General features: G+C 71.3%; 13 protein-coding genes and 5 tRNA genes. 9 read left to right on the plus strand and 9 right to left on the minus strand.

All coding sequences use genetic code 11. The features are described 5' to 3' along the window. The first annotated feature begins 149 nt into the window (after nt 1–149). Together ACH4DZ_RS21685 and ACH4DZ_RS21690 are read left to right on the plus strand one after the other, a co-directional pair. Entirely contained in the window at nt 150–563 is a 414-nt protein-coding gene (locus ACH4DZ_RS21685; protein ID WP_003959770.1) for an SsgA family sporulation/cell division regulator, read from the plus strand. A gap of 550 nt (nt 564–1,113) precedes the next feature. Continuing rightward, nucleotides 1,114–1,671 (plus strand): CGNR zinc finger domain-containing protein, encoded by a 558-nt coding sequence (locus ACH4DZ_RS21690; protein ID WP_398288876.1) that lies wholly within the window; start codon nt 1,114–1,116, stop codon nt 1,669–1,671. Nucleotides 1,672–1,712: 41 nt separating this feature from the next. Here the strand turns inward: ACH4DZ_RS21690 and ACH4DZ_RS21695 are convergent, their stop codons facing one another. Together ACH4DZ_RS21695 and ACH4DZ_RS21700 are read right to left on the minus strand one after the other, a co-directional pair. Next, on the minus strand, nt 1,713–1,865 hold the full coding sequence (locus ACH4DZ_RS21695; protein ID WP_398288878.1) for a hypothetical protein: 153 nt from the start codon (nt 1,863–1,865) through the stop codon (nt 1,713–1,715). 232 nt (nt 1,866–2,097) lie between these two features. After that, the gene (locus ACH4DZ_RS21700) at nt 2,098–2,544 is read right to left on the minus strand and encodes a hypothetical protein (protein ID WP_398288880.1); all 447 of its coding nucleotides are present in this window, start codon (nt 2,542–2,544) and stop codon (nt 2,098–2,100) included. 295 nt (nt 2,545–2,839) lie between these two features. On the opposite strand from ACH4DZ_RS21700, the gene ACH4DZ_RS21705 reads away from it, so the two are divergent. Then, nucleotides 2,840–3,370, plus strand: coding sequence for a DsbA family protein (locus ACH4DZ_RS21705; protein ID WP_398288881.1), 531 nt, complete (start codon nt 2,840–2,842; stop codon nt 3,368–3,370). Between the two features lie 28 nt (nt 3,371–3,398). Here the strand turns inward: ACH4DZ_RS21705 and ACH4DZ_RS21710 are convergent, their stop codons facing one another. The 3 genes from ACH4DZ_RS21710 to ACH4DZ_RS21720 all read right to left on the minus strand — a co-directional run bounded on the left by ACH4DZ_RS21710 (nt 3,399) and on the right by ACH4DZ_RS21720 (nt 6,271). After that, nucleotides 3,399–4,223 carry a GNAT family N-acetyltransferase gene (locus ACH4DZ_RS21710; RefSeq protein ID WP_398288884.1) on the minus strand — a complete coding sequence of 275 codons (825 nt, stop codon included), beginning with the start codon at nt 4,221–4,223 and terminating at the stop codon, nt 3,399–3,401. Nucleotides 4,224–4,352: 129 nt separating this feature from the next. Next, complete coding sequence (locus ACH4DZ_RS21715; protein ID WP_398288886.1) at nt 4,353–5,174, minus strand: aminotransferase class IV; 822 nt, start codon at nt 5,172–5,174, stop codon at nt 4,353–4,355. A 38-nt stretch (nt 5,175–5,212) separates the two neighbouring features. Beyond that, entirely contained in the window at nt 5,213–6,271 is a 1,059-nt protein-coding gene (locus tag ACH4DZ_RS21720) for a chorismate-binding protein (RefSeq protein ID WP_398288888.1), read from the minus strand. Nucleotides 6,272–6,427: 156 nt separating this feature from the next. On the opposite strand from ACH4DZ_RS21720, the gene ACH4DZ_RS21725 reads away from it, so the two are divergent. The 5 genes from ACH4DZ_RS21725 (at nt 6,428) to ACH4DZ_RS21745 (ending at nt 6,929) form a co-directional block, all read left to right on the plus strand. Beyond that, nucleotides 6,428–6,500 (plus strand) — tRNA-Gly (locus ACH4DZ_RS21725). A gap of 39 nt (nt 6,501–6,539) precedes the next feature. Next, a tRNA-Cys gene (locus tag ACH4DZ_RS21730) sits at nt 6,540–6,613 on the plus strand. Nucleotide 6,614: 1 nt separating this feature from the next. Beyond that, nucleotides 6,615–6,686 (plus strand) — tRNA-Val (locus ACH4DZ_RS21735). 23 nt (nt 6,687–6,709) lie between these two features. Further along, nucleotides 6,710–6,781, plus strand: a tRNA-Val gene (locus tag ACH4DZ_RS21740). A gap of 73 nt (nt 6,782–6,854) precedes the next feature. Continuing rightward, nucleotides 6,855–6,929 (plus strand) — tRNA-Val (locus ACH4DZ_RS21745). Between the two features lie 124 nt (nt 6,930–7,053). Here the strand turns inward: ACH4DZ_RS21745 and ACH4DZ_RS21750 are convergent. The 3 genes from ACH4DZ_RS21750 to ACH4DZ_RS21760 all read right to left on the minus strand — a co-directional run bounded on the left by ACH4DZ_RS21750 (nt 7,054) and on the right by ACH4DZ_RS21760 (nt 8,807). Further along, nucleotides 7,054–7,353 carry a zf-TFIIB domain-containing protein gene (locus ACH4DZ_RS21750; protein WP_398288889.1) on the minus strand — a complete coding sequence of 100 codons (300 nt, stop codon included), beginning with the start codon at nt 7,351–7,353 and terminating at the stop codon, nt 7,054–7,056. 74 nt (nt 7,354–7,427) lie between these two features. Continuing rightward, nucleotides 7,428–8,375 carry a phosphotransferase gene (locus tag ACH4DZ_RS21755; protein WP_398288891.1) on the minus strand — a complete coding sequence of 316 codons (948 nt, stop codon included), beginning with the start codon at nt 8,373–8,375 and terminating at the stop codon, nt 7,428–7,430. A gap of 222 nt (nt 8,376–8,597) precedes the next feature. Further along, entirely contained in the window at nt 8,598–8,807 is a 210-nt protein-coding gene (locus ACH4DZ_RS21760) for a hypothetical protein (RefSeq protein WP_189772681.1), read from the minus strand. Between the two features lie 635 nt (nt 8,808–9,442). Here ACH4DZ_RS21760 and ACH4DZ_RS21765 point away from each other — a divergent pair. Next, nucleotides 9,443–10,882 carry a protein kinase gene (locus tag ACH4DZ_RS21765; protein ID WP_398289217.1) on the plus strand — a complete coding sequence of 480 codons (1,440 nt, stop codon included), beginning with the start codon at nt 9,443–9,445 and terminating at the stop codon, nt 10,880–10,882. A 264-nt stretch (nt 10,883–11,146) separates the two neighbouring features. Here ACH4DZ_RS21765 and ACH4DZ_RS21770 read toward each other — a convergent pair whose 3' ends face one another. Further along, nucleotides 11,147–11,965 carry a TrmH family RNA methyltransferase gene (locus ACH4DZ_RS21770; protein ID WP_398288893.1) on the minus strand — a complete coding sequence of 273 codons (819 nt, stop codon included), beginning with the start codon at nt 11,963–11,965 and terminating at the stop codon, nt 11,147–11,149. Nucleotides 11,966–11,983: the final 18 nt, after the last annotated feature.

Genomic DNA, 11,983 nt, shown 5'->3' on the forward strand with positions numbered 1-11,983 from the left:
CGTAGTACGCGAACGAGGACTCGGCCGGATGAGGTACCTAAAGACACGCAAAACACTCAGAGGGGTTTACAACGGCACCGTAGGTGGCATGTCGATTTCGCCGACGTGCGAATCCCCGAGCGCACACTGAGCGAAAGGCCCTGGCGCTTATGAACACCACGGTCAGCTGCGAGCTGCACCTGCGCCTCGTTGTGTCGAGCGAGTCCTCTCTGCCTGTCCCCGCAGGCCTGCGGTACGACACGGCCGATCCCTACGCCGTGCACGCCACCTTCCACACCGGAGCGGAGGAGACTGTCGAGTGGGTGTTCGCCCGCGACCTTCTCGCCGAGGGCCTGCACCGGCCCACCGGTACCGGCGACGTCCGAGTCTGGCCGTCCCGCAGTCACGGTCAGGGCGTCGTCTGCATCGCCCTGAGCTCTCCGGAGGGCGAAGCTCTGCTGGAGGCCCCGGCGCGGGCCCTGGAGTCGTTCCTGAAGCGAACCGACGCCGCCGTGCCTCCCGGCACGGAACACCGGCACTTCGATCTCGATACGGAGCTCTCGCACATCCTGGCCGAAAGCTAGGACGAGGCTTCGTACCAAGCCGCCCGGCGCCGTCCACTCGGGGAGACGGCTCGGGCTCAGACAACCGAATATGGATCACATGGGCGCCGTCTCCGCGTTAGCCCGCGGGGGCGGCGCCCGTGCGCTGCGGTTGAGCGGGGCGCTGGGGCGCCGGGGCGCACGGGCGCCGGTGTTGCCACTGCGTGGGGCTGGGTGGGGCCGTCCGTTCGTCGACGAGTGCCGGTCGCTTTCGCGTGATTGCGCCGTTCCCCGCGCCCCTAGGTAGGTGGGCCCGACCGTCGTACATCCCCTGCCCGCCGTCCCGGGCTGAGCGTGCCGTTCCCCGCGCCCCTGGGTGGGTGGGGCTGCACGTCGTACGGCCCGTGCCTGCCGTCCCGGGCCGAGCGCCGCGCCCCCCGCACCCCCAGGTGGGTGGGACCGACCCTCGTACATCCCCTGCCCGCCGTCCCGGGGATGCGGGTGGGTGGGCACGGTTGTGTGCGGGCTGGAGCCGCTAGCATCGGCCAGCATCGGCGGGCGTTCGCCCGACCTTCAGGCCAGGGAGCGAAACGTGCTGATCACCCACGACACCCGGTGCGCCCTCGACACCGTGGTCGGTCTGGTGAACACCGCACCGGAGGACGACATCCCGGACGGACTCGCGAACCTCGCGGCGCTGGTCGACTTCGTGCGAAAACACGACATGAGCGACGTCGGGACCCTGTCCGAGCTCGACCTCTCCGCGGTGCGCCGGATCCGGGGGCGCTTCGCCGCGGTCTTCGCCGCCCCGGACGCCCGTACCGCCGCCTCGCTCATCAACCAGCTGGTCGCCGCCGCCGGAACCACTCCGCGCCTCACGAACCACGACGGCTACGACTGGCACGTGCACTACTTCGCGCCCGGCGCGTCCGTCGCCGACCATCTCGCCGCGGACTGCGGCATGGCGCTGGCGTTCTTCGTGGTGGCCGGAGAAGAGGAGCGGCTGCGCCGCTGTGAGGCACCGGACTGCCGACGCGCCTTCGTCGACCTCTCCCGCAACCGCTCCCGTCGCTACTGCGACAGCCGCACCTGCGGAAACCGCCTGCATGTGGCCGCGTACCGGGCACGGCGCAAGGAAGCGGCAGGCTGACGGAGTCCGCAGCGGGTGGCGCCAGGGACTCCGCATACGGCTCAGAGCAGCAGCAGATCGTGCAGCGAAGCCATGAGCAGCAAACAGCCGATCACCGCAAGGAAGATCATCAGCGGTGGCTGAGACAGCGCGAAGAGACAACCCCGCCGTTCCTCGGGAGGAACCACGGTGTCGCTCTGGGGTGTTTCCAGCATCTCGCCGCGATGATGACTCAGCCGAGACGCCCTACGCGATCAACACGCCCGGATTATGGGGGAGTTAGCCGAAATCCGTGACACGGTGTTCCACGATCTGGGATAGGCGGGTGCGGGGCGGTCGCCGCGTCCCGTCGTGAAGAGCGGCCATGGAGAGCGGTCATGGATGGCAGCCAGGGGTTTTCCCAGCTCTCCGCGGTGAACAAGAAGATCCTCGCGTGCCGTTGATTCTTCATATCCCGTGCTTTTTCAAGATGGCCTCGATGTCGCTGAAGTCCTCCCCTGCCGGGGCCTTGCGCTGCTTGCCCTCGGGACGGACCGCCGGACGGGTCGCCGCCGGGCCCAGCGAAGGAGCCGAGGCCGTCGGAGCCACCGCCTCGCGCTGCGCGGCCCGTGCGGCCCTGCGCTCCTTGCGGGTCCCGCCCGTACGCCTCTCCACGGCACGCGTGGTCATGAACAGCAGCCAGGCCGCCCCGAGCACACCGAAACCAACCCAGGCCGTCGGACTGAAGGCCGTGTCCGCCGCCCATTCGACGACCCCAGTCATCACCAGACCGAGCGGCACCAGCGAGTACGCGGCAAGGCGGGCCGCGGTGAGGAAACGCTTGCGGTACGCGGTGACCGCGGCGATGCCCAGGCCTGCCGCGGCCACGGCGGAACAGACGGTCTCGGCAATCATCCGGTCCTCCAGGCAGGTCGGGCGGGGTCGGGCACAGGCACTTCGTCCCTTCCATCCTGCACCGCCGCATGCCCGGTATGCCATGGTCCGGGGAGACCTCAGGGACATCTCCGGGTCGGGTCCTCCTGAGGTGCCGGTCCAGGTGGCCGGTCCAGGTGGCCGGTCCAGGTGGCCGGTCGACGGCGGGGCATCGGCGGCGGGGCATCGCGGCCGGCGCCCACGAGGTGGCGACCGGACTCGCGGACGCCCGAGGTCCCGGTTGGGACGCGCGGGCCCCGGCTGGGAGACTGATCCCATGAGCGACTCCTCCCCCGCCCGCCCCGCCGCCCCCGTCCCCGTCCTGGACATCTGGTGTGAACTCCAGTGCCCGGACTGCCGCAGCGCCCTCGACGACCTGCGCGCGCTGCGTGCCCGCTACGGCGACCGGCTGGAACTGCGGCTGCGGCACTTCCCGCTGGAGAAGCACAAGCACGCCTTCGCGGCGGCCCAGGCCGCCGAGGAGGCCGCGGAACAGGGCAAGGCCTGGCCGTACGTCGAGGCGGTGCTGGAGCGCGTGTCGGAGCTGGACCGCGACGGGGAGGCGGTCCTCCTCGACGTGGCCCGCGGGCTCGGCCTGGACGCCGAGGAGTTCGACACCGCCCTCATCGACGGCCGGCACATTTTGATCGTCGACGCCGACCAGGCCGAGGGCAAGGCCATCGGCGTGACCGGCACGCCGACGTACGTCATCGACGGCGAGCGCCTCGACGGCGGCAAGAGCCAGGACGGGCTGCGCGAACGCGTCGAGGAGATCGTGGACCGGCTGCTGGCCGAGCAAAGGGCCTGACGCACACCCTCCCCGGCGGTTCCCGCGGCTACAGCAGGTCTTTGTAGAAGTGGTACGTGGTGGTCTCGTAGCCCAGTGACTCGTAGAGCCGCTCGGCCGGGGTGTTGCCGGCGAAGACGTTCAGACGGACACCGGGGCGTCCCGCCACGGCCGCCCGGGCCTCCGCCAGCAGCATCAGCGAACGCCCGTGCCCCCGGCCCCGGTACGCCTCGTCCGTCTCGACGTCGTAGACGAACGCCCAGCCGTCACGGGTCCCCAGCCACAGCGTGCCCACCGGGGTCCCCTCGTGCTCCAGGACACTGATGTCCGCCCCCTCGCTGCCGAGCCCGTCCGGCAGCAGGGTGGTGTTTTCCTGCTCGGCCTTGGCCCGGGCCTCCGCCTCGGGCACTCCCCGGGTGGTCCAGTCCTGGACGTAGTCCTCCTGGGCCCGCTCCGTCCAAGAGGCGAACTCGGTCTCCGTCATGGGGCGCCCCCGGCTGCCGGCAGGCAGTTCGGGCGCGACGTCGCCAGGTCGTTTCTCCATGAAGCGGCTTCGCACGACGTAGCCGAGGGCTGTCGCCAGTCGCAGGGCTTCCGTGGCGTCGGCCGGAACCGACGCCTCGATCCGCCGGCACCCCCAGCCGCGCGCCACCTCCTCCGCGGCGAGTGCCGCCACGGTGGCCCGGCCGCGCCCCCGGTCCGGCTCCTCGATGCGCAGGTCGCGGATCTCACCGACGGGTGCCCCGGGGGCGGGGCGGCTCACGAGGTGTACCGCGCCCACGGGACGGCTGTTCACGCACACCGCGTAGTGGCGGGAGAGGGCGCCGTCGGCGTCGCGTTGCAGCGGCTCGGTCGGCCGCAGGGTGGTGGTCATCAGGGGAGTTGTACCCGTCCGGACGCCCTCACGCCATCGAGATCGGCCGACGGTCCGTCGAGGGACCGCACGACGACCGGCGCAGCGATCAAGCCAGGCATCGACTCAGAGATCGATTCAGGGATCGGCTCAGGGATCGAGGTCGTCGGCCGCCCGCTCGGCGAAGATCCGCATGGCCTTGGCGGTCACCGGGCCGGGCGCGCCCGGCAGTTCGCGACCGTCGACCCGGTGCACGGCCTGCACATCGCGCAGCGTCGAGGTCAGGAAGACCTCCTCGGCCCGCTCCAGGACGTCCAGCGGCAGGTCGGTCTCCTTGGCACCGGTCCACTCGACGGTGAGGGCGCGCGTGATGCCCGCGAGGCAGCCGGAGGCGACGGGCGGGGTGTGGATCTCGCCGTCGAGAACGACGAAGACATTGGACCCCGTGCCCTCGCAGAGCTGCCCGACCGTGTTCGCGAACAGCGCCTCGGACCCGCCGTGCTCACGCGCGCGGGCGAGGGCGACGACGTTCTCGGCGTACGACGTCGTCTTGAGGCCCGTCAGCGCGCCGCGCTCGTTGCGGGTCCAGGGGACGGTGATGACGGCGGTGGAGTCGGGGCGGCGGCCGGACTCCGCCAGCGCCACGACCAGGGTCGGCCCCTGCTCCCCGCGGTCCGAGCCGAGCGGCCCGTGACCGCCGGTGTACGTGATCCGCAGGCGGCCGAGCGGCAGGGGATTGGCGTCCAGAACGGCCGCGCAGGCCCTGAGCACCTCGTCACGGTCGGGCTCGGGCAGTCCGAGGCCGCTCGCCGAGCGCGCCAGGCGGTCGAGGTGCCTGGTGAGCGCGAAGGTACGCCCGTCGGTCGTTTTCACCGTCTCGAAGATGCCGTCGCCCACCGTCAGCCCGTGGTCGAACACGGAGACACGGGCCGACTCGCTGTCCTGCAGCCGACCGTCGAGCCAGATCTTCACTGAACCTCACCTCACGAGAACGACGAGAACGTGCCGGGTCACCGGCCCGACGTGCTCTCTTGGGCGTCGTACGCCCCTGGGTACTCCCCCGACGCTACAGCGAGCAGCCGGGCGGCCTTCAGTTCGGTCTCCTCCCACTCGCGCCGGGGATCCGAGCCCCAGGTGATGCCCGCGCCGGAGCCGAAGCGCAGCACACCCTCGGTCCGGTCGATCCAGAAGGTGCGGATCCCGACGGCCAGTTCCCCGGTGCCGCGGTCGGCGTCGACCCAGCCGATACCGCCGCAGTACGGCCCGCGGGGAGCCGTCTCCAGTTCCTCGATGATCCGCAGGGCGCTGGACTTGGGGGCGCCGGTGACGGATCCGGGCGGGAAGGCCGCGCCCAGCAGCTCCGGCCAGCCCACGTCCTCGCGCAGTTCGCCGCGGACGGTGGAGACGAGGTGGACGAGGCCCGGGTGCTTCTCGACGACACACAGGTCGGGCACGGTCACGCTGCCCGTGGCGCACACCCGGCCCAGGTCGTTGCGGACCAGGTCCACGATCATCACGTTCTCGGCATGGTCCTTTTCGAGGAGGTCCGCCTCGGTGCGCCCCGTGCCCTTGATCGGACCCGACTCGACGACACGGCCGGTGCGGCGCAGGAAGAGTTCCGGGGAGGCGGTGGCTATGTCGACCCCGTGGCCCGGCAGGCGAATCGTTCCGGCGTACGGTGCCGGGTTGCCGCGTGCCAGCAGGGCGGTCAGCGCGTCCACGTCGGCGTCCGGGGCGATGGGCGCGGACAGGACCCGGCAGAGGTTCGTCTGGTACACGTCGCCCGTCGCGATGAGCTCACGTATGCGACGTACACCCGTCATGTACGCGGCGCGGTCGAGCGATGACGTCCAGTCGCCGGCCGCGGGTCCCTGCCACTCCCCCGGCACCGGCGCCGGTACGGCCTCGGGTCGTACGTCCGCGAAACGGGCACAGACCACGCGGCCCTCGAAGTCGGCGCCGACGGCCCAGAAGCCACTGGAGTCGAGCGCCGCGGGATCGTCGGTGACATCGACGAGGCCGGTCGCGACGAGGCCGCCGAAGCGGGCGAGAGCTGGGAGGTCGTGCACAACCGTGAGTCTATGGTGGGTGACCTGCGGGTGCCTCGGCCGTGTCCTGGAGCGGGCGTAACGCAGCACGCTGCGCAAACGCGTTTTTGTGCTGGCCCCGGTATCCGCTAGAGTTCAACACGTCGCCGGGACGCGAGAGCCGACCGGAAACGACAAGCGGACGTAGCTCAGTTGGTAGAGCGCAACCTTGCCAAGGTTGAGGTCGCCAGTTCGAACCTGGTCGTCCGCTCGAAGGAAGTAGGGGATCTTCCCGACCCCCCGCGCTCCTGGTGGAGTGGCCGAGAGGCGAGGCAACGGCCTGCAAAGCCGTCTACACGGGTTCAAATCCCGTCTCCACCTCCAAGGACGATTAGCTCAGCGGGAGAGCGCTTCCCTGACACGGAAGAGGTCACTGGTTCAATCCCAGTATCGTCCACTGATCCGGTTCACCGGGTCCCCGCGCGATTAGCTCAGCGGGAGAGCGCTTCCCTGACACGGAAGAGGTCACTGGTTCAATCCCAGTATCGCGCACGCAGTACAGGCAGTACGCACTACAGGCAGTACGCGGTATCTGTGCAGTACGCGTCATCAGCAGGTCCCACCCGCGCGATTAGCTCAGCGGGAGAGCGCTTCCCTGACACGGAAGAGGTCACTGGTTCAATCCCAGTATCGCGCACCAGTCGAAGCCCCCGGCCGTCTCGTACGGTCGGGGGCTTCGTCGTTCTCGTCGTTCTCGTCGTTCCTCGAAGACGGTCCTGACCAGTCAGAGCCGGTCAGGACCGATCGAGACCGGTCGGTGCCGGTCAGGAGGAGAAGAGCATGTGGCCGAAGCTCTTCTGACGCTTGTGGCCGTAGTGGCCGCCGTGCCCGCCATGACCGCCGTGCTGCGGAGCGCCCCAGGCGGGAGCGGGGGCGGACGGGTAGGCCTGCGGGGCGCCCTGCGGCGGCGGGCCGCCGGGCTGCGACCACTGGCCCTCCAGGCGGGTCAGCGACTCCAGCTCGCCGTAGTCGAGAAAGATCCCGCGGCATCCGCTGCACTGCTCGATCTGGACACCATTGCGGTTGTACGTGTGCATCGGCGCATGGCACTTCGGACACTGCATGCTCGGCTCAACTCCTCGCCTGTCGGTACTGCTTCCGCCAGGACAGACTCTGTCCGGCTGCGATCGGTTGCACCCTACGTCGCGAAGTCCGGCGCCAACTCCGGCGGGTGCGCCGCCATTCGGTCACATGCGTCGATCACGGACGTCTCCACCTCGTCCAACGGGCGCCCGGCCGCGACCGACTTGGCGATCGCCTGGGCCGCGGTCTGCGCGGTCAGGGCGCGGGCCGCGACGTCGAGGGCCGGCCAGGGGTCGCTGTCCGCCGGGACGGCCGTACCCCCTGCCTTCCGGTACGCGGTGAGGAAACGGGTCCACTCGTCGGGCGGGAGGAGCCCGCAGGCGAACCAGGCCGCGGGGCGGGCCAGATCCCAGGCGGGATCGCCGCGGCCGAGGTCGTCGATGTCGATGAGCAGCCAGTCGCCGCTCCCCGACCGCACCAGCTGACCCAGGTGGAGGTCGCCGTGGCACAGCGTGCCCGGATCCTGCATCGGGGCCTCGTCCCGTGCCCAGGCGGGCAGGAGGGCCCAGGCACGGAGCACGGGGGCGGACGCCGGGTGCGGGCCCGCCGCGCGGAGGCGGGCGACCGCGCGGGCCGCCTTCGCCGGGCCGCGCATGGGAGGCAGGCCGGGCGCGAGGACGGAGTCCGGCGTCCGGTGGAGCCGCGCGAGAAGGGTCGCGGCCTCCTCCCAGGGAGCGGCATCGGGGTCGTCGCGGTCCACGGGAGTGCCGTAGGACCAGAAGGTGACCGGCCTGCCCTTCAACTCGGCCGTGCCCGGTCCGCGCGGCGGCAGGAGGATGCCGTCGAGCGCGGGGTGCGCGGCCACGGCCAGCCGCGCCGCAAGCTCCGTGGGGTCGGTGCCGGCGGCGTGCGCCTTCGCCACCGTGCCTCCGTGCCGGACGACGGTGCCGTCGGGCCGGTCGGCCAGCACGGAGGTGTCCGTGCCGCAGACGCAGACCTCCGCCGCCGGATGGACGGCGGCGCGCACCTTCGCGCTGAGCGCGGGCAGCACATCTGCGGTCACTCGGATCCCCCTGAAGTCGTACGTCCCGTCCCCGTCCCCACCCCCGTCCCCATCCCACGCGAGCGGGTCCACCGGCTCTCAGGAGCGTACGCAGGCAAAGCAATGCGGGCGCAGCTCCCCAGCTGCGCCCGCATCTTTTGCCGTCCGCCGCACCCCCGTCCCCACGGGGTTTCATGGCCGGATGTCCCCGCCCGGACCGCTCTTCCGGGCCCGGGGCGCCGCTCAGCGCCCCAGCATCACGCCCACGGACGACGCCTGTGTGACCACTGCCTCCCAGCCGCCGAAGACGACTACGAGCAGGGTGGCCAGAGGGAGAACCATGGCCGTCGCCACCAGGGGGTGGCGCCGGCCGGACCGGCTGGGCCCGAACGCGGCGGTGTACGCCTTGCGTCCCTGTGCGCGGATCATGGTCCGCGATGCCGTGTCAGCCATGGTCCCTCTCCTGACCGTTCTGTTGAAAAGCTTCCGGTGTCCGACTTCTGGTGAGGCCCGACTTCTGATATCTGGCAGCGGCGGGTGTCTGACCTCGGGGGACGAGTGCTGCCACCCGCCGCTTGACAACAAATGTAGGCGGGAGGGGCGTGCGGGTCGTCATGCCCTCGTACCTATTACCGGGCCTCCCGGAGGATGAGCGGTGACCTGCGGAGTACTCCCCTGGGTGGAGAAGAGGTCCTGGGTCTCGGGGGTTTCCCGGAGGGGACGTCCGGTCTGTTCCGAGCGCGGGGTGCCCCCACCAGGTGACTTCGCTCACTCCGACCACCCCTCTGCGGACCGCTGTCTCCACCCGGAGGCCCGCCCGGCCGGCCACCACCTCGTACGTACGGGTCGGGTCTCCCGCGTCGACCACTGCCTCCACGCGATCACCCTGCACGGGTCCAATCCCCCTCCTGTGAGCGATGGTTGGGAATCCGCGCAGCTCAACGTCGCCGCGGGCCCCCGTCCCCTGACCACCTCTCAAGTTTCCCACCCGGCACCGACAATCGGTCGGACCGCGAGGGCGCGGCCTCTGCGCGCACCCGGCCGCGGAAACGTAAGCTGTGGCTCGTCAAACGGACCGGGCAGCGGGGATGGACATGGCGATGATGCGCCTGAGGCGCGAGGACCCGCGTGTCGTCGGCTCGTTCAGGCTTCACCGACGGCTCGGCGCGGGCGGGATGGGCGTTGTCTATCTGGGTTCCGACCGGCGTGGCCAGCGGGTCGCGCTGAAGGTGATCCGGCCCGACCTCGCGGAGGACCAGGAGTTCAGGTCGCGTTTCGCCCGCGAGGTGTCGGCGGCGCGGCGGATCAGGGGCGGGTGCACCGCGCGGCTCGTCGCCGCGGATCTGGAGGCCGAACGGCCCTGGTTCGCGACGCAGTACGTTCCCGGGCCCTCGCTGCACGACAAGGTCACCGAGGACGGACCGCTCTTCGCCTCCGAGGTGGCGTCCGTCGGCGCCGCCCTCTCCGAGGGGCTCGTCGCCGTGCACGAGGCCGGCGTCGTCCACCGGGACCTGAAGCCGTCGAACATCCTGCTGTCCCCGAAGGGGCCGCGCATCATCGACTTCGGTATCGCCTGGGCGACCGGCGCGAGCACGCTCACGCATGTGGGTACGGCGGTGGGGTCGCCCGGGTTCCTCGCGCCGGAGCAGGTGCGGGGTGCGGCGGTCACGCCGGCCACGGATGTCTTCGCGCTCGGCGCGACGCTGGCGTACGCCGCGACGCAGGACTCGCCCTTCGGGCACGGCAGTTCCGAGGTGATGCTCTACCGCGTGGTGCACGAGGAGCCGCAACTGCACGGTGTGCCCGACGCGCTGGCCCCTCTCGTGCGCGCCTGTCTGGCGAAGGATCCCGAGGAGCGGCCCAGCACACTGCAGTTGTCGTTGCGGCTCAAGGAGATCGCGGCGCGGGAGGCGCAGGGTATGGGCGAGGTCCGGCCGCCCGCTCCCCGTGCGGCGGAGGCCGACCGGCCGACCGGGCGGCTTGCCGACGACTACGACGACTACAGCAACTACGGCGACTATCCGGAGCAGCGCACTCAGCGGCGTACACAGGGGCGTACGCAGGGGACTTCCGCGCCGCGTGGCAGTGGCGGCGGCAGTGGCAGTGGCGGCGGCAAGGGGCCCTCGTCGCGGTCCGGGGCGCGGCCGGGTGATCCCTCGCGCGGCGGGGCGACGCGCTCCGGCACCGGCGGCCGTACCGGTCAGTCCGGTAGCCGTACCGGTCAGTCGGGCAGCCGTACCGGTCAGTCCGGCAGTCGGAGCGGGACGCCGCGTAGCGGGGCGGGGCGGGCTGGGCCGCGGACCGGGCCCCGGACCACCGGGACGGGGCGGCGGCCCGCGAATCCCCGGCTGCTGCGGCAGCGGCTGTTCGTGTTCGTGGTGGTGACGCTGCTCGTGGCGTTGGCCATCGCCGCGGCGCAGGGGTGCCAGGGGCCTGCCCGGGGGCTTGATCGTGGGGGCCCCTCGGGCGGGGCTGCGTGGCAGGAGCGGGCGGACCATCAGCGGGGCGGGGTCGGTCTCGGCGGGTAGGTGTTGTTCGTCGGCTGCGGGATGGTGGGGGCTTGTCGCGCAGTTCCCCGCGCCCCCTGGGGCCCCGTCGCCCGGCGCCATAGAGGGCCCCAGACGTTGTTCGTCTACTGCGGGTGTGTTGTGGCTGAGCGCGCCGTTCCCCGCGCCCCCTACGGGGCGCCCGTCGACCGGCGTCATGGAGGGCACCCAGACGCTGTTGGGTCCAGCGCGCGGGTGCGTCGTGGGCGAGCGCGCCGTTCCCTGCGCCCCTTACGGGGTGTCTCGTCAGTTTTGCGGTCTGCCTGTTGCCACCGCGTAGAACGCCACCGCTGCCGCCGCTCCCACGTTCAGGGAGTCGACTCCGTGGGCCATCGGGATGCGGACCCATTCGTCTGCCGCCACCAGGGCCTGGGTGGACAGGCCGTCGCCCTCCGCGCCCAGCATCAGGGCGACCCGTTCCATACGGTGCGGGGCCACCTCGTCGAGGGTCTTGGCCTTCTCGTCCGGGGTGAGCGCGAGAAGGCCGAAGCCCGCCTCCCGGACCGAGTCGAGACCCTTGGGCCAGGAGTCCAGGCGTGCGTACGGCACGGCGAAGACGGCGCCCATGGAGACCTTCACCGAACGCCGGTACAGCGGGTCCGCGCAGTCCGGGGAGAGCAGGACCGCGTCCATGCCGAGGGCGGCGGCCGAACGGAAGATCGCGCCGATGTTGGTGTGGTCGTTGACCGACTCCATGACGACGACCCGGCGGGCCGTACGGAGCAGGTCGTCGGGGGTCGGCAGCGGTTTGCGCTGCATGGAGGCGAGCGCGCCGCGGTGCACGTGGTAGCCGGTGACCTGTTCGGCGAGGTCGGGGCTGACCGCGTACACCGGGGCCGGGAGTTCGTCGATGACGTCGCGCATGACGTCGACCCACTTGGCGGACAGCAGCATCGAGCGCATCTCGTAACCGGCGTCCTTGGCCCGTCTGATGACCTTCTCGCCCTCGGCGATGAACAGGCCCTCGGCCGGTTCGCGCTTGCGGCGCAGCTCCACGTCGGTCAGGCCTGTGTAGTCACGCAGGCGCGGGTCGGCTGGGTCCTCAACGGTGATGAGATCGGCCACAGGGTGATACTGCCTTGT

Origin of the sequence: Streptomyces sp. NPDC017991 (assembly GCF_044328075.1) — a bacterium.
Classification (GTDB): domain Bacteria; phylum Actinomycetota; class Actinomycetes; order Streptomycetales; family Streptomycetaceae; genus Streptomyces.